General features: G+C 69.6%; 14 protein-coding genes and 1 pseudogene. 5 read left to right on the top strand and 10 right to left on the bottom strand.

Going from position 1 to position 15,481, the window contains the following annotated elements; genetic code table 11:
- Positions 1–131 precede the first annotated feature (131 nt).
- On the top strand, positions 132–590 hold the full coding sequence (locus QQX02_RS00765) for an ArsR/SmtB family transcription factor (RefSeq protein ID WP_301143616.1): 459 nt from the start codon (positions 132–134) through the stop codon (positions 588–590).
- Complete coding sequence (locus tag QQX02_RS00760; protein ID WP_301140591.1) at positions 587–2,302, top strand: SulP family inorganic anion transporter; 1,716 nt, start codon at positions 587–589, stop codon at positions 2,300–2,302. The genes QQX02_RS00765 and QQX02_RS00760 overlap by 4 nt, the downstream gene beginning before the upstream one ends.
- A 162-nt stretch (positions 2,303–2,464) precedes the next feature.
- On the opposite strand, the gene QQX02_RS00755 is transcribed toward QQX02_RS00760, so the two are convergent.
- The 7 genes and pseudogenes from QQX02_RS00755 to QQX02_RS13395 all read right to left on the bottom strand — a co-directional run.
- Entirely contained in the window at positions 2,465–3,781 is a 1,317-nt protein-coding gene (locus QQX02_RS00755) for a maltokinase N-terminal cap-like domain-containing protein (RefSeq protein ID WP_301140590.1), read from the bottom strand.
- Complete coding sequence (gene treS, locus QQX02_RS00750; RefSeq protein ID WP_301140589.1) at positions 3,778–5,472, bottom strand: maltose alpha-D-glucosyltransferase; 1,695 nt, start codon at positions 5,470–5,472, stop codon at positions 3,778–3,780. Before treS ends, QQX02_RS00755 begins: the two co-directional genes overlap by 4 nt.
- Positions 5,473–5,536: 64 nt before the next feature.
- The gene (locus QQX02_RS00745; protein WP_301140588.1) at positions 5,537–6,202 is read right to left on the bottom strand and encodes a response regulator; all 666 of its coding nucleotides are present in this window, start codon (positions 6,200–6,202) and stop codon (positions 5,537–5,539) included.
- Positions 6,199–7,551 carry a sensor histidine kinase gene (locus tag QQX02_RS00740; RefSeq protein ID WP_301140587.1) on the bottom strand — a complete coding sequence of 451 codons (1,353 nt, stop codon included), beginning with the start codon at positions 7,549–7,551 and terminating at the stop codon, positions 6,199–6,201. Before QQX02_RS00740 ends, QQX02_RS00745 begins: the two co-directional genes overlap by 4 nt.
- A 136-nt stretch (positions 7,552–7,687) precedes the next feature.
- The gene (locus tag QQX02_RS00735; protein ID WP_301140585.1) at positions 7,688–8,062 is read right to left on the bottom strand and encodes a cupin domain-containing protein; all 375 of its coding nucleotides are present in this window, start codon (positions 8,060–8,062) and stop codon (positions 7,688–7,690) included.
- Between the two features lie 197 nt (positions 8,063–8,259).
- Positions 8,260–9,156, bottom strand: coding sequence for a transglutaminase domain-containing protein (locus QQX02_RS00730; RefSeq protein ID WP_301140584.1), 897 nt, complete (start codon positions 9,154–9,156; stop codon positions 8,260–8,262).
- Between the two features lie 129 nt (positions 9,157–9,285).
- A pseudogene (locus tag QQX02_RS13395) lies at positions 9,286–9,426 on the bottom strand (DUF2510 domain-containing protein); the annotation flags it as partial.
- Between the two features lie 301 nt (positions 9,427–9,727).
- Here QQX02_RS13395 and QQX02_RS00725 point away from each other — a divergent pair.
- The 3 genes from QQX02_RS00725 to QQX02_RS00715 are packed head-to-tail and all read left to right on the top strand — an operon-like array spanning position 9,728 to position 11,765.
- Positions 9,728–11,389, top strand: a complete 1,662-nt coding sequence (locus QQX02_RS00725) for a sodium-dependent transporter (protein ID WP_301143614.1) — start codon at positions 9,728–9,730, stop codon at positions 11,387–11,389.
- Entirely contained in the window at positions 11,386–11,517 is a 132-nt protein-coding gene (locus tag QQX02_RS00720; protein WP_301140583.1) for a MetS family NSS transporter small subunit, read from the top strand. The genes QQX02_RS00725 and QQX02_RS00720 overlap by 4 nt, the downstream gene beginning before the upstream one ends.
- Positions 11,514–11,765, top strand: coding sequence for a DUF8108 domain-containing protein (locus QQX02_RS00715; protein ID WP_301140582.1), 252 nt, complete (start codon positions 11,514–11,516; stop codon positions 11,763–11,765). Before QQX02_RS00720 ends, QQX02_RS00715 begins: the two co-directional genes overlap by 4 nt.
- Positions 11,766–11,808: 43 nt before the next feature.
- On the opposite strand, the gene QQX02_RS00710 is transcribed toward QQX02_RS00715, so the two are convergent.
- From QQX02_RS00710 to QQX02_RS00700, 3 genes are all read right to left on the bottom strand, one after another.
- Positions 11,809–12,522, bottom strand: coding sequence for a hypothetical protein (locus QQX02_RS00710; protein ID WP_301140581.1), 714 nt, complete (start codon positions 12,520–12,522; stop codon positions 11,809–11,811).
- A gap of 182 nt (positions 12,523–12,704) precedes the next feature.
- The gene (locus QQX02_RS00705) at positions 12,705–13,757 is read right to left on the bottom strand and encodes a hemolysin family protein (protein ID WP_301140580.1); all 1,053 of its coding nucleotides are present in this window, start codon (positions 13,755–13,757) and stop codon (positions 12,705–12,707) included.
- Positions 13,750–15,264 (bottom strand): hemolysin family protein, encoded by a 1,515-nt coding sequence (locus QQX02_RS00700; protein ID WP_301140579.1) that lies wholly within the window; start codon positions 15,262–15,264, stop codon positions 13,750–13,752. The genes QQX02_RS00705 and QQX02_RS00700 overlap by 8 nt, the downstream gene beginning before the upstream one ends.
- Between the last annotated feature and the right edge of the window lie 217 nt (positions 15,265–15,481).

The following is a 15,481-nucleotide window of genomic DNA, read 5'->3' as shown; positions in this document are numbered from 1 at the left end:
GTGCTCACGGCCATTTCGCGATGTGCGCAGTTGAAGAAGTCTTCAAGTCGTGAGATGATCGGATCGCTGGTCGGCCGCACCGCGGCGCGTACTCCACCGCCAGCACCTGCCGACGAAAGCGCGTGTTGACGATGGCTGTTCCGCTGCATCAGGCCAAGGCCGAGCTGTTCCGCACCTTGGGACACCCCGTGCGCATCCGCGTGCTGGAGCTCCTGCTCGAGGAGCCCAAGCAGGTCCGGGAGCTCTTGGGCGAGATCGAGGTCGAAGCCTCGAACCTCTCGCAGCAGTTGGCCGTGCTGCGCAGGTCCGGCATCGTCAGCTCGTATCGCGAGGGCGCCACCGTGATGTACCGCCTGAGCACTCCAGACGTGGCCGAGCTCATGGGCTCCGCGCGCAGAATTCTTGCCTCGATGCTCACGAGCCAGGAAGACCTCCTCGCCGAGCTTCGCACCGAGATGCCCACGGAGACTCCTGTCGCCATTCCTGACGCCATGCCCGGCGGCACCCCCGGTGGGGAGCCGGCCGAGACGCCTGGCGGAACCCTCGCAGCGACGGCTGGCCAGACGCCCACCGAGCCGAACCGCACGTGAGCGTCGCCTGGCCAGGAGCCGCCCGTCCTGCACACACCGTGTGGGGCAAGGTCGTATCTCTGCTGCCCGGCCGCGAGGACTGGCGCGAGGTGCGCCGCGACCCCCGCCGCAACCTGATCGCCGGCGTGACGGTCGCCATCGTCGCGCTGCCGCTTGCACTGGCGTTCGGTGTCGCATCGGGCCTGGGCGCGCAGGCTGGCCTGGCCACGGCTGTGGTCGCGGGCGCCGTCGCCGCCATCTTCGGAGGCTCCAATCTGCAGGTCTCTGGCCCCACCGGCGCGATGACCGTGGTGCTGGTGCCCGTGGTGGCGCAGTTCGGATCGTCAGGCGTGCTGATGGTGGGCCTGATGGCCGGCGTCGCGCTCATCGTGATGGCCGTCGCGGGCCTGGGCCGCTACGTGCGCTACCTGCCGGCCCCGGTCATCGAGGGCTTCACCGCCGGCATCGCCGTGGTGATCGCTCTTCAGCAGGTGCCCGTCGCGCTGGGAATCGAGGGTCTCGAAGGCGAGAAGGTGTGGGCACTGGCGGCCGAAGCCGTGGGGGACTTCGTGACCTACCCGAACCCCGCCCCGCTCCTGATGTCGATCGCCGTCGCCGCGATGATCCTGGTGGGCGCCCGCTGGAAGCCGGCGCTGCCGTTCTCGCTGGTGGCGGTCGTCATCGCCACGCTCGTGGCGGTGCTGACGCCCCTGGATCTCGCGCCGCTGGGCGACCTCCCGGCGGGGCTGCCCGCGCCATCACTGGCCTTCCTGGACATCGGAGCGATGGGCACCCTCGCGACCGCAGCCGTGGCGGTCGCCGCGCTCGCTGCCCTCGAGAGCCTGCTGAGCGCGACCGTGGCGGACGGCATGAGTGTCAACGAGCGCCACGATCCCGAAAAGGAGCTGTTCGGTCAGGGACTGGCGAACATCGCCGCGCCGCTGTTCGGCGGCATCCCCGCGACGGCTGCCATCGCCCGGACCGCCGTGAATGTGCGCGCCGGCGCCAGCTCCAAGCTCGCCGCGCTGACGCACGCCGTGGTGCTGCTGCTGGTCATCCTCGTGGCCTCGACGCTGGTGAGCCAGATTCCGCTCGCAGCGCTGGCCGGCGTGCTGTTCGCCACGACCGTGCGGATGGTCGAGTTCGCCTCGCTCAGGGCGCTCGCCCGAGCGACCAGGGGCGACGCCGTCATCCTGGTCCTGACCTTCGCGGCGACCGTCGCGATCGACCTGGTGACCGCGGTCATCATCGGCATCGCGGTGGCCGGACTGCTCGCGCTGCGCGCCGTGGCCCGCAGCGCCCGGGTCCAGCAGGTGCCCCTCGAGGTGGGCGACTACACCGAGGAGGAGCACGCGCTGCTCAGCGAGCACATCGTCGCCTACCGGCTGGACGGGCCACTGTTCTTCGCGGCGGCGCACCGGTTCCTGCTGGAACTGTCAGAGATCGCAGACGTCAGGGTGGTCATCCTGCGCATGTCGCGGGTGACGACTCTCGATGCGACCGGCGCCCAGGTGCTCGGGGACGCGATCACGCGGCTCGAGAAGCGGGGGATCGTGGTGATGCTCTCGGGCATCAAGCCCGGACACGATGCGGTGATGGCGAACCTGGGCGTCGCGGCCCACCTCGTGGCAGGAGACCACGTCTTCGCCGACACCCCGAGCGCCATCGAGCGCGCCCGCCGCCTGCTGCACACCGATCACTCACGCGGGGCGGGCGACGCGGTGTCGGCGTAGCCACAGGCAGAGCCAACCCGCTGAGCCACCCGCTGAGCCCGCGAGGCCGCGGGCTTCTCCCGCGCATCGGCCGTTTGAGGACCCGTGTACGTGCCGTCTGAGATGGCAGGTGAGGTGGCTCCCGAACTGCCGGCTGGACTGCTGGCTCGACTGCCGGCTGGACTACAGCAGCCGCTCCAGTGCGCGCAGCGGAATCTGCACCCAGTCCGGCCGGTAGTTCGACTCGTAGACCACCTCGTAGAGCGCCTTGTCGATCTCGTAGGCGTGGAGCAGAGCCGCCGCCGTCTCCGAGTCCTCGTAGCCGTACCCGCGCAGGAACGCGATGCGGTTGCGTCGCACCCAGTCGTCGATGTATTCAGTCTCCTCGACGCCGGTGACGATCGCGACCGAGTGCGCCGCGTAGTCCAGCGAACGCAGCTGGCCGGCCACATCACGGGCGACCGAGTCCAGGCGCACCCGGTCAGCCAGCGGCTGTGCGGGCTCGCCCTCGAAGTCGATGATCTTCCACCCGGACGTGGTGCGGAGCGTCTGTCCCAGGTGGAAGTCGCCGTGCACGCGCTGCACCTCGACGGGTTCACCCGAGGCGACTGCGGCGTAGGCCGCCCGCGCCCGGTCGGCGTAGGCGCCCACGGACTCGTGCATCGCCACCGCCTCGTCCAGGCGGGAGGTGAGGCGGCCGACGAGCGCGGCGACCTCCTCGGACCCCCACGTCGCCGTGGGAAGGGTCTGACGCATCTGCTCGTGCACAACCGCGAGAGTGCGCCCCAGCCGCTCGGACTCGCCGGCGAAGTCTCCGCCGGCCTCGCGGGCACGCACGGCATCGTCCTGAAGAGCGCGCACGCTCGTGCGGGCGGTGTCCCAGCCGTCGGTGGCGGACCGCTGGAAGACCCCGATCATCGCGAGGTCGATGTCGCCCGCGCTGATCCAGCCCTCGAGCGGCGAGATCTCCTCGGACCCGAGCTCGGTGAGCGCCGCCTGGATCTCGATGTCGGGGTTGCGCCCCGGGGCGAGCTTGCGGAAGAACTTGATGAGGCTCTCGCCCACGATGACGGAGGTGTTGCTCTGCTCCGCGGACAGCAGCACGTTGTCCTCGTGGGACTCCAGCACGAAGCCGTCGATGCGCGAGTACTCGATGTCACCAGGGCTCGGCTCGCCGTCGGCGAAGCCGCGCAGCAGGAGGCCGCGCGCCTCCGGGTCGTGGAGCGCGTCGTAGACGTAGAACACCTCGCCATCGAGCGTCGCGGCGCCGATGAACCCGTACGAGAGGTCCTCACGGGGATGCTGACGGTACGACAGCGGCACGTTGAACATCGAGCCGGCGGTGACCAGTTCGAAGCGGACGCCCAGGCCCTCGGCCGGGTCGCTCAGCCACGCGAGCTCGCGGACCTCGGTGATCGGGACCTCGACCTGGCCCTGGCCGAACCACCGTTGGCGCGCCAAGTAGGCGCTCAGTTCGGGGCGTTCTGTCCACTGACTCATGGCAAGGTTCCTTCCGAGAGAGCCGACCGGCTTATCCGGAACCAGTAGAAGCCGTATCCGGCGAGGGTCAGCAGATAGGGCAGTTCGCCGATGGCGGGGAACTCCACGCCACCGAGCATCTCCACGGGCTGCGAACCGCTGAACTGGTGCAGGTCGAGTTCGACCGGCTGCGGGAAGCGGGAGAGGTTGTTGACGCACAGCATCACGTCGTCACCGTCCTCCCGCAGGTATGAGAAGACCGACGGGTTGGACCCGCCCAGGTCGAAGAAGCTGCCGCGACCGAACGCGGAGTGCTGGCGCCGCACGTGGATCATCCGACGGGTCCACTGCAGCAGCGACGAGGTGCTCTCCTGCTGCGCCTCCACGTTGACCGACTGGTAGCCGAACACGGGGTCCATCACCGGCGGGAGCGACAGCTTGCCAGGGTTCGCCTGCGAGAAGCCGGCGTTGCGGTCGGGGGTCCACTGCATCGGCGTGCGCACGCCGTCGCGGTCGCCCAGCCAGATGTTGTCGCCCATGCCGATCTCGTCGCCGTAGTACAGCACCGGAGATCCCGGCAGGCTGAGCAGCAGCGCCGTGAACAGCTCCATCTGATTGGTGTCGTTGTCGAGCAGGGGAGCGAGCCGCCGCCGGATGCCGATGTTGGCCTTCATCCGCGGGTCGGTGGCGTACTCCTTCCACATGTAGTCGCGATCCTCGTCGGTGACCATCTCGAGAGTGAGCTCGTCGTGGTTGCGCAGGAAGATGCCCCACTGGCAGTGCTCGGGGATGGCCGGAGTCTGGTCGAGGATCTCGCTGATGGGGTAGCGCGACTCGCGTCGTACCGCCATGAAGATGCGCGGCATGACGGGGAAGTGGAAGCACATGTGGCACTCGTCGCCGCCCTTGGCGGGATCGCCGAAGTAGTCGACCACGTCCGCGGGCCACTGGTTCGCCTCGGCGAGCAGCACGCGGCCCGGGTAGTTCTCGTCTACGTACGAGCGCACCGTCTTCAGGAAGTCGTGCGTGCGGGGCAGGTTCTCGCCGTTGGTGCCCTCCTCTTCGTAGAGGTACGGGACCGCGTCCAGGCGGAACCCGTCGACGCCCCGGTCGAGCCAGAACTTCAGCACGTCGATCATGGCCTGGTGAACCGCGGGGTTCTCGAAGTTGAGGTCCGGCTGGTGGCCGTAGAAGCGGTGCCAGAAGTACTGCTGGCGCACCGGGTCCCAGGTCCAGTTCGAACTCTCGGTGTCGACGAAGATGATCCGTGCCTCGGAGTACGGCTCGTCGGAGTCGTTCCACACGTAGAAGTCGCCGTACGGGCCCTCGGGGTCGGACCGCGAGGCCTGGAACCACGGGTGCTGGTCCGAGGTGTGGTTCATGACGACGTCGATGATCACGCGGATGCCGCGCGCGTGCGCCTGATCGAGGAACTCCTGGAAGTCCTCGATGGTCCCGATGTCCTCGGCGACGGCGGTGTAGTCCGCGACGTCGTAGCCGCCGTCCTTGAGCGGAGACGGGAAGAACGGTGGCAGCCACAGGCAGTCGACGCCCAGCCACTCGAGGTAGTCGAGCTTCTCGGTGAGGCCCTTGAGATCGCCCACTCCGTCGCCGGACGAGTCCCGGAACGAACGGATGAGCACCTCGTAGAACACCGCCGACTTGAACCAGTCGAGGTCGGTGCGGTCAAGGCCCTGCTCGGCGTGATCCATGCCCCTACCGTAAGCACTGCGTCGGCAGATGGCCAGGTAGCCCCGAGCGCGAGGGGGTCTTGCGCTAGCGATCCACCTCGACCACGCGGTGCTGGTAGGCCCAGACCACCGCCTGCAGTCGGGACCGCACGCCGATCTTGGGCAGCATGCGCGAGACGTGCGATTTCACCGTCGACACCTCGAGCACCAGCTCGCGAGCGATGTCCTCGTTCGACATGCCCTGCGCGAGCAGCAGCAGGATGTCGAGTTCACGGGGCGACAGCAGGTCCGAGCCGTCCGCCACCGTGACGGGCTGCGTCTGGCGGCGGCGCGCGAACTCGCGAATCACCGACCGGGTGAGAGAGCCGTCGAGCGTGCCGTTGCCCGCCGCGACCGACCGCGCCGCCGCCACGATGTCCTCCGGCTCCGAGTCCTTGAGCATGAAGCCCGATGCGCCCGCCTCCAGCGCCGCGAAGACGTAGTCGTCGATCGCGAAGGTGGTGAGGATGAGGACGGGGATCGGGTGCTCGGCGTCGGGAGAGCACAGCTCGCGCGTGACGCTGATGCCGTCACGGCCGGGCATGCGCACGTCCACGCAGGCGACGTCCGGCTGGAGGTCCTTGGCCATCGCGACGGCCTGGTCGCCGTCCGCGGCGGCTCCGACCACCTCGATGTCCGGCGCGGCGCCCAGCAGGGCGGTGAGGCCGGCGCGCACCAGGCCCTGGTCGTCGGCGATGAGCACGCGGATCATGGCTGCGCTCCATCCGGCGGGGTCGAGGTGGTGATCGGGTCACCGTCGTGGCCGGCCTCGCGTGGCACCCAGAGGAGCACCCGCCAGCCGCCATCGTCGGTGGGGCCGTAGGTGAGGCTCGACCGGGTGAGAGCGGCGCGCTCCTCCATGCCGCGCAGACCGAATCCGCCCTGGTGGTGTGCACCGGCCGGGACCGCCGCATCGGCCGTGCCTGGACCGTTGCTGACGAGGATCTCCAGGCTGTCAGCCGCGTGGTCGCTGTCGCCTGCGTGGTCGTCACCGGAGTCTCGAAGCTCGACCGTGCATCGGCCGCCTGGCGCATGGCGCGCCGCGTTGGCGAGCGCCTCCTGCACCGTCCGGTAGGCGGCGAACTGGCCCAGCGGGCCGATGCCCCGGGACAGGTCGCGCATGGAAGCCCCGTCGGGGATGGCGAGAGTCACGTCGAGCCCACGTGCCCTGGCGGCCGGGATCAGCGTCTCGAGCCCGGCGAGCGACTGCACGTCCACGGGGGCGCCGTCGACGGACGCACCGTCGACCGAGACACCATCGTCGCTGCGCAGCAGCGCGACGAGACCGCGCAGCTCGTCGAGGAGGCTGCGGGTCTGGGCACGAACATCTGCGAGCCCGGCCTTCGCCGTCGCGGGGTCCATGTCGATCTGCTGCGAGATGGCGGAGGACATCAGCGCGATGCCGGACAGGTGGTGGGCCGCGATGTCGTGCAGCTCGCGGGCGATCGCGGTGCGCTCGGCCGCCAGCGCCGCGTCCATTCGAGCCTCGAGCTCTCCGGCTCGAGCCAGGGCCTCGCGCTCGCGGGAGGTGGCCATCGCGTGACGCGCCGACGCCGCCGCCGCGATGGCGGTCGGGACGCCGACCACCACCACTGCCTGCCCCACGGCAGCGGCCACGGGGACCATCAGACCGTCATCCAGACGGAGATTGGAGATGACGCCAGCACCTGCGGTCAGCACGGTGGCGATGATCCACGGGGTCCACGATGCGGCCGATGCGCGCTTGCGGGTGGCGACATAGGCGGCGGCGATCACGGCGACCAGTGGGATGCCCGATGCCTCCCCGAGCGGGACGAGAGAGACGAGCAGCGCGAGCGCGGGCATGGCCACGAGGACGTGGCGCGGGGCGGTCGAGATCCACGCCAGCCGGGCGCCCTGCGCCAGGACTGCCGCGGCGACGACCCACCACTGCCAGTCGGAGGGGCCCGGCATCTCGACCGTGACGTCCGGGTCCACGCTGGAGATCGCAGGAAGGAGGGCCAGCATCGCGAGGGCGATCGCCGTGACGACGACGCTGAGGATGAGGTCGCCGCGCTCGGGCGCGCGGGGGGTCGACGGCATGGCCCGAGTTTCTCACGGCGCACCACGATCGCAGGTGGGTGCGGGCGGAGCCATCGGGTGCGCGGCCGTACAGCGCCTGACCTGGTCCCGGCGTGGGTCGCGACTCACGCCGTGGATCGGTCTGACCTGGGACGACTCAGTCGGCGTCCGCCTCGGCCTTGGTGGACTGCTCGGTTCCCGCGTCGTGCTCGGGTGGGCTGTACGTGGTGAACAGCTTGAGCATCCCCGTGCCCGTGTTGCGGAAGTTGTGGAACGTGCCCGATGGCACGATGCTCACGTCGCCATCGGCCACGTCGGCCTCGACCTCGCCGATCTTCGCGACGCCGGTGCCGGCCACGAAGTAGAGCAGCTGATCGTGGCCCTCGTGCACCTCGCCACCGATCTCCCCGCCCTCGGGAATCGCCATCAGTACCAGCTGCGCGTTGTCGCCTGTCCAGATCACGTGTCGGAACTGGTCGTTCTCGCGAGCGAGCGAGACCACCGGGATCGTGAGCTTCTGCACTTCGGACACGAGAGCACCTCCACGAGGAATCGCACGGACTCTCAGCGTAGGCCCGGTGCTGCGGATCAGCGAGGGGAACGAGCGGCACGTCACCGCGCGCGGCGGTCACGGCCCACGAGGCCCCCGCGGATTCGCGCCCATCGCTCATGTCTGGCGCGTGCATCGGCCGGGAGACGCCTGCGATCGGGCCGTCAGCGGCGCGCGTGTCATGAGCCGAAGCTGTCGAGGCTCTCGGCCACGGCCCATTCGGTGTCGGCCTGACGGGTGGCGAGAAGCGGGTCGCTGGCGTCGAGGAGGAAGTAGTCGCGGAGGGGCTCGTCGGGGCCACCGATCGGATCGTCCCACGTGGCGTCGACCACGAGCCAGCGGCCCTCGATGAGCACCTTGTTCCAGGCATGCAGCTCGCCGGTGAGGCCGAGCGAGTCCGTGCCGGTGACGGTCACCGCGTCAAGGCCGGCCTCCTCGGCCATCGCGACGAACGCCTGGGCGTATCCCGTGCAGACGGCCGTGCCGGCGACGAGGATCCCATGTGCTTCTTGAGACTGGGCGACGAGTGAGAAGTCGAGGTCCCGATCGATCGCGGTGAGCGCGGACTCGTCGTAGTCTGCGTAGGTGACGATGAAGTCGTGGATGCGCGCCGCCTTCTCAGCATCGGTGGTGGCGCGCAAGACGTCGGCCGAGGCGATGCCGCGTGCGACGGCCTCCCGTGTCTCGACCCGGCGCTGCGCCGACTGCTCCTCGGCATAGACGTACGTCGGTATGACGGTTGTTCGCGAGCCGAAGGTCTGCACTCGCCAGCCTCGGGTGAAGATGTAGGGGTTCTGCGTCCCGGCCTCCTGTGCCGCGTCGAGAATCTGCTCCGGGTCCATGTCCTGTGCCCATGACGAGACCTCGATGTGCTCCTCGTGCGCCAGCATCCCGCGCTCAAGATGGGTGACCAGTTCGGTGGATCCGAACACGGGATACTCCTCGCTCAGCACCGGCTGACGGCCGAGCGAGCTGACGGACCGTTCCGAAGGGCCGAGGTCGGGCAGGTGCTCGCCTACGGGACCGAACTGGAACGCCGCCACCAGGCCCACGGCCATGAGCGCGAGCAGCGGCAAGACGCGAGACCGGCGAACGCGCGCATGGGGGCCACGCGGATGAGGGTCGCGTGGATATGAGTGGCGCGGATGAGGGTCGACGGTGACGGGAGACGGCGTCGGAACCGGTGTCGCGACGGTCGGGACGCCTGTGTGCCGAACGTGATGCGTCCATCGCGACCCATCCCAGTAGCGATCGCATCCGGGGGTGTGCGGATCCGGGTACCAGCCCGCCCCAGGCAGCTCCTGGTCGGCTGCCGGTTCTGCAGCGCCGTCGGGGTAGAAGATCACCCGAGTCCCCCTCGTGCTCGCAGCGGAGTCCCGCCGACTGGGATCACGGTAGCGGAACGCCGCTCGCGATGGGGGAAGGCGCGATTGGGGGAGGGCGTGGGCGGACTCCCTGGCCCGGAGCAAGCCTGCTGTCAGCGGGCCAGGCGCCGCCCAGGACCTCGGCTTCCACGCGTCGGCCCTGCTTGCCGTACCGTGGAGCCGTTCGCTGACCGCCGGTGGTTTCCGTGGGCAGCCGTGTCGGGTGTAGCCGTGACACGCGCCGCTGCCGCACGACCCGCCCCGTGAGACTCATGAGGTGAGCATGCCCGCAGACCCCACCCCCGCATCAGCCGCAAGCACGCCGTCGAGCGGCGAGCCCACCGCGCCGTCGACCGGCAGCAAGCGCGAGCACTGGTCCGGCCAGACCGCATTCATTCTGGCGGCGATCGGCTCTGCGGTGGGGCTGGGCAACATCTGGCGATTCCCCGGCGAGGCCTACGACAACGGCGGGGGAGCCTTCATGATCCCCTACCTGGTGGCGCTCATCACGGCCGGAATCCCCATCCTGTTCCTCGAGAACGCCATCGGGCACCGCTTCCGCGGCTCGGCGCCGCTGGCGTTCCGGCGCATCTCCCGCCGTGCCGAAGGCGTGGGGTGGTGGCACGTCGCGATCTGCTTCGTGATCGGGCTGTATTACACGGTGATCATCGCGTGGGCGCTGAGCTACTTCTTCTTCAGCTTCGACCTCGCATGGGCGGGTGACCCGGCCGGCTTCTTCAACGACGAGTTCCTGCAGCTCGGCGAGGTGGGGGTGGGGCTGGACTTCGTGCCCGGCGTGCTGATCCCGCTGGCGGCCATCTGGGCCGTCGCGATCGTGGTGCTCGCGCTGGGCGTCGCGCACGGCGTCGAGAAGCTCAACGTCATCGGCATCCCTCTGCTGGTCGCCACGTTCGGCGTCCTGGTCGTGCGGGCCTTGATGCTGGACGGCGCCGCCCAAGGGGTCGAGGCGCTGTTCACCCCCGACTTCTCCGCGCTCACGAACCCCGACGTGTGGATCGCCGCCTACGGTCAGGTGTTCTTCTCCCTGTCCCTCGCGTACGGCGTGATGCTCACGTACGCCTCGTATCGGGAGCGGCGCTCGAACCTCACCGGCCCCGCGCTGGTGGTGGCGTTCGGCAACAGCTCGTTCTCGCTTCTCGCCGGATTGGGAGTCTTCGCGACCCTGGGCTTCCTGGCGGCCCGCGAGGGCGTCGCGGTGGCGGACCTCGAGGGGATCGCCGGGGTGCAACTGTCGTTCGTGACGTTCCCGGCAGTGATCGCACAGATGCCCGGCGGCCAATGGTTCGGCGCGCTGTTCTTCGCGTCGCTGGTGATCGCGGGGCTGACGTCGCTGATCTCGGTGCTGCAGTCCGTGAGTTCGGCGCTCCAGGACAAGTTCGGGTGGACGCCGCGCCGCGGGGCGCTGACCGTGGGACTCACCTCGGCGACGCTCTCGATGCTGCTGTTCGGCACCACCACCGCGCTGTACGTCCTCGACGTCGTGGACCAGTGGGCCAACCAGGTGGGCATCGTGGTGGGTGCCGTCGCGATGATCGCCGCGACACTGTGGTTCGGACGGCGCGGGCGCGAACTCGCGCGCCACCTCACCGTGCTGTCGAGCGTCAAGGTGGGCCGCGTGTGGCTGGTCGTCGTCAACGCGGTCGCCGTGCTGCTGCTGTATATGCTCGTCGACACGACGGTGCGTCTCGCCACCGAGGGATACGACGGCTATCCCGGCTGGTTCCTGGTGGTCTTCGGGTGGGGAGCGGTCGCCGTGCTGCTGGTCGCCGCTCTCGTGATGCCGCTCGTCCGGTGGAAGCGCGGAGACGACCACGAGTTCGTCGCCTGGCCCACTCGTGCCCAGCTGGGAGTCCCCGAGAGAGTCGGCGCCGCGACAGGCGCGCCGCCTGAGCGTGATCGCGCCAAGGACGGGGGAGAGTCATGAGCGCCGATGCGTGGGCACTGCTGGTCGTCTCCGCGACCGTGATCTGGGGCGGGCTCGTGACGTCGGTAGTGTGGTTGGGACGGCATCGCGGCAATCCGATGCCCGCCGACGACGAGGAGGCATCATGACGAACCAGGCGATGGACGCCGAGGTCGCGAGCTATGTCTCACGCGGTTACGGCGTCGAGTCCCGCACCCGTTCGCAGGTGGTGCTGGTGCGCACCCGCCGCATGGGGTGGTTCTGGAACTCGATCCTGGTGCTGCTCACGGGCGGTCTGTGGCTCATCTACGTGATCTACCGCCTGGCGAACCGCAAGGTGGATCGCGTGGTGCTCACGTCCGCGGGCCGCGGGGCGTTCAAGCGCTCCAAGGGCTGACCACCACCGGGCGCCCCCCTCGACGCGCCCGGTGGCGGACGACTCAGCCGCAGGTCACCTCGAAGTCGAGCTGACCGCCGTCAGGGTTGACGTCGGGCGCCGTGGTGCTCTCGTCGGGATCGAGCCGGACCGAGCCGGAGGCGCCGTCGGTGCTCGACGTGGCACCCTCGACGGGGCCGTACGGAGTCTCGTATCCCTCGCCCTCCCCGACGGTGGCGCCGCCCTCGCCGAAGAACAGCTCCACGGACGAGGGCTGCGAGTAGTCGGGCTCCTCGAGCGGATCGAATTCGATCTTCACCCCGAGCGTGGGCGCATCCGGCCCGTTGGCGACGATGGTGAACTGGCCGAACTGTGACTGGTCCTGGCACATCACGCTGTCGTACTCGTAGGTCTCGCCGTCCCACTGCGCCGTGCCCGAGGCCACGCCGCCGCTCGACTCCTCCGCAGCATCGGCGCCGGAGTCCTCGCTCGAGTCGTCGCGTGAGTCGTCGCCAGCGCCATCAGAAGCCTCGTCTGCCCCGGATGACTCCGCCGCGATAGGGGAGGCGTCGGCGTCATCCGCGGAGGCGTCGGCGTCAGAGTCGCTCGAGCACGCCGCCAAGAGGCCAGCGCACACGGCCACAGCCGCGACGGTGCGCAGTCGGCGCGAGAATCCCGGTGCCGAGGTCACCACGGGGACCGCGCCCCGTGCGTGGCCACGCCCGATCGCGCCGCTGTCGTCGACCGCCGTGCTCTCGTCCCTCGACTGATTCACCATGCCGCCCCTCCTCGATTCCCACGCTCGTACGAACGTGGGCGAGGCTACTCAGCGGGGGAGGCAGCGCTCAATGGGCACAAGTTTGCTACGCGCTCAGCGCGGCGCCCCTTGCGGCTGCTGCACCGGTCTGCTGACGCGCGCCACGGCACCTGGCCGCTACACGGGGTCACTGCGCCAGGCCGCTACACCTCGGAGGCGACGACCTGCCCGGCGTCCACGACCTCGCCCACGAGACGCTCGATGACGTCCTCGAGCATTGCCGCTCCCACCACGTCGCCGTCGTCGTCACGCACCAGCGCGATGTGGGTGCCTCGCGCCTGCATGGCGGTGAGCGCCTCCTCGAGCGACGCATCGGCGGGGATGAAGGACAAGGGCCTCACGGCGTCGTCGGGGATCGGCTTGGTGGCGTGGCCGCGCTCGACGTTCACGAAGTCCTTGAGGTGCAGGTAGCCCACGTATTCGCCGTCGTCGTCCACCAGCGGGAAGCGTGAGAAGCCGGTCTTCACGCACTCCTTCTGGGCGCGCTGCGGCGTGACGTCGACCGGCAGAGTCACGAGCTCGGAGCGCGGCGTCAGCACGTCGCGCACGGTCTCGAACGACAACGAGATCGAACCCGTCATGACGCGGTGCGACTCCTCGTCCAGCAGCCCCTCCTGACGGGACTGCGCCACGAAGGCGGCGACCTGGTCCGCGTTGAATGCCGACGCGACCTCCTCCGTCGGATCCACCTTGAGCATCCTCAGCACCATGTTGGACACCGCGTTCAGCGTCCAGATCAGCGGCTTGAGGATGGTCACGATGAGGTACAGCGGGGGGCCCAGCAGGATGGCGGACCGCTCCGGTCCCGCGATCGCGATGTTCTTGGGCACCATCTCGCCCAGGACCATGTGCAGCGAGACCACGATGGCGAGCGCGATCGTGAACGCGATGCCGTGCAGCCACGGTCCCGTCACGCCGATCGCGGCCAGGGGCTTCTCGAGCTGGTGCGCCACGGCCGGCTCGCCGATGGCACCGAGGCCCAGCGAGCACATGGTGATGCCCAGCTGAGCGCCGGCCATCATGAGCGACACCTTCTCCATGGCTCGCACCGTGATGCGAGCAGGGTAGGAGCCCTCGGCCGCGCGCGGCTCGATCTGCGTGCGCCGCGCCGAGATCAGCGCGAACTCGGCGCCGACGAAGAACGCGTTGCCTGCCAGCAGCGCGATGGCGATGAGAATCGCGACGTAGTCAGACATGGGTGCCCTCCGAGCTGGCTCCTGGGGTGGCACGCGCTCCGTCGGCATCGGCCTCGGGGTGCCCGTCGTCGTCGTGGCGATCCTCGCCGCGGCGGCCGCGCATGCTGTCGCGCAGGCCCTCGCGTCCACGCCCGCCGCCGTTGCCGTCCTCGTCGCCGTCCTCCGGGGGGAGGGCCTCGACGATCAGGCGGTCCACGCGGTGGCCGTCGAGACGGGTGACCGTCATGCGCACCACCACCTGAGTGGGAATGTCGTCCTCGTCGCGGTGGTCCTCGTCGCGCGCCTCGACCTCGATCTCGTCGCCTACGCGCGGGAACCGCTCGAGGTGCTCCGTGATGAGGCCGCCCAGCGTGTCGGACTCACGCGCATCGGGCATGTCGAGGTGCATGATGTCGCCCGCCTCGTCGGGCCGCAGCAGCCCGGACAGCGACCAGCGACGCTCGCCGATGCGGCGGAAACGCGACACCGGCCGGTCCTGCTCGTCCTCGATCTCGCCCACGATCTCTTCGACCAGGTCCTCGAGCGTGACGACGCCGTCGGTGCCGCCGTACTCGTCGACCACGAGCGCCACCTGCGAACCCTTGCGCAGGGCGTCGAGCACCGAGCTGAGGGGCATCGTGGACGGCACCGAGTCGACCGGCAGGCAGATGTCCCGCATGGTCGTCGACTTGCGCTGTCGCACCGGCACGGCGAGGCCGGCCTTGAAGTGGGCTACGCCGATGATGTCGTCGACGTTCTCGCCGATGACGGGGAAGCGCGCGTGTCCCGTCTTGGACGCGAGCTGCAGCAGGTCGACCACGGTGTCATCGGCGTCCAGGAACTGCACGCGCGTGCGCGGCGTCATGGCGTCCGATGCGGTGGTGTCCTTCATCTCGGAGGCGCGCGCGAGGCGGCGGGCCACGCGGGGCTCGAGCGTGCCCTGCGCCGCCGAGCGCTCCGCGAGCGACTCGAGCTCCTGCGCCGACCGTGCCGAGGCGAGCTCCTCACGCGGCTCGATGCCGAGGGCGCGCACGATGCGGTTGGCGCTGCCGTTCAGCACGCGGATCAGCGGTCCCATGAACCAGGTGAACCCACGGTTGGCGCCGGCGACCGCGCGGCCGATGCGCATCGGCTCGGCGATGGCCCAGTTCTTGGGCACGAGCTCGCCGAAGATCATCTGGGTCGAGGTCGCGATGATGAACGCGATGGTGAACGACACCGCGAGTGCCGACCCCTCGGGGACGCCCAGGGTCTCGATGGGCCCCCGCAGCAGCGTCGCGATGGACGGCTCCGCGATGAATCCCACGAGAAGGCTCGTCACGGTGATGCCCAGCTGGGCGCCGGAGAGCTCGGTCGAGAGCTTCTTCAGCGCCGCCTTGAGCGACGCAGCGTGCTTGTCGCCGGAGGCGGCAGCCTTATCGACCGCGGGACGGTCCACCGTGACGAAGGCGAACTCAGCGGCGACGAACAATGCGTTGAGACCGATCAGCACGATCACGAGCAGCAGGAGCAGCCACGCTTCGATCATGACACCGGGCCGATGCGGTCGTTCCCTGCGGGGGCGACGCTCGCCAGAGCGAGGCGCACAGCGCGGGAATGGTCGGGAGTAGGCGCCGGGCCGCGAGTGCTCGCCAGGGGCGACACTGCGAGCCGGCGCTCAGGACTATGGCCGTCGGGCATGCAGGGATTGTACGTGAAATGGTGCCGCCCGTGCGGCATCGGGGCGAGCGGGAGGGGGTCGCCAG

The sequence above is a fragment of the Demequina muriae genome, from assembly GCF_030418295.1.
In the GTDB taxonomy this organism is placed as follows: Bacteria; Actinomycetota; Actinomycetes; order Actinomycetales; family Demequinaceae; genus Demequina; species Demequina muriae.
Note: the sequence above shows the minus strand (reverse complement) of the source record. Positions and strands in the feature narration are given on the sequence as shown.

What these genes read in the sequence shown, in the direction of transcription:
- treS (WP_301140589.1), bottom strand. Translation starts at nt 5,472, where the DNA reads ATGGATCACGCCGAGCAGGGCCTTGACCGCACCGACCTCGACTGGTTC.
- QQX02_RS00720 (WP_301140583.1), top strand. Translation starts at nt 11,386, where the DNA reads ATGAGCGCCGATGCGTGGGCACTGCTGGTCGTCTCCGCGACCGTGATC.
- QQX02_RS00765 (WP_301143616.1), top strand. Translation starts at nt 132, where the DNA reads ATGGCTGTTCCGCTGCATCAGGCCAAGGCCGAGCTGTTCCGCACCTTG.
- QQX02_RS00710 (WP_301140581.1), bottom strand. Translation starts at nt 12,522, where the DNA reads ATGGTGAATCAGTCGAGGGACGAGAGCACGGCGGTCGACGACAGCGGC.
- QQX02_RS00755 (WP_301140590.1), bottom strand. Translation starts at nt 3,781, where the DNA reads ATGAGTCAGTGGACAGAACGCCCCGAACTGAGCGCCTACTTGGCGCGC.
- QQX02_RS00715 (WP_301140582.1), top strand. Translation starts at nt 11,514, where the DNA reads ATGACGAACCAGGCGATGGACGCCGAGGTCGCGAGCTATGTCTCACGC.
- QQX02_RS00725 (WP_301143614.1), top strand. Translation starts at nt 9,728, where the DNA reads ATGCCCGCAGACCCCACCCCCGCATCAGCCGCAAGCACGCCGTCGAGC.
- QQX02_RS00740 (WP_301140587.1), bottom strand. Translation starts at nt 7,551, where the DNA reads ATGCCGTCGACCCCCCGCGCGCCCGAGCGCGGCGACCTCATCCTCAGC.
- QQX02_RS00745 (WP_301140588.1), bottom strand. Translation starts at nt 6,202, where the DNA reads ATGATCCGCGTGCTCATCGCCGACGACCAGGGCCTGGTGCGCGCCGGC.
- QQX02_RS00705 (WP_301140580.1), bottom strand. Translation starts at nt 13,757, where the DNA reads ATGTCTGACTACGTCGCGATTCTCATCGCCATCGCGCTGCTGGCAGGC.
- QQX02_RS00700 (WP_301140579.1), bottom strand. Translation starts at nt 15,264, where the DNA reads ATGATCGAAGCGTGGCTGCTCCTGCTGCTCGTGATCGTGCTGATCGGT.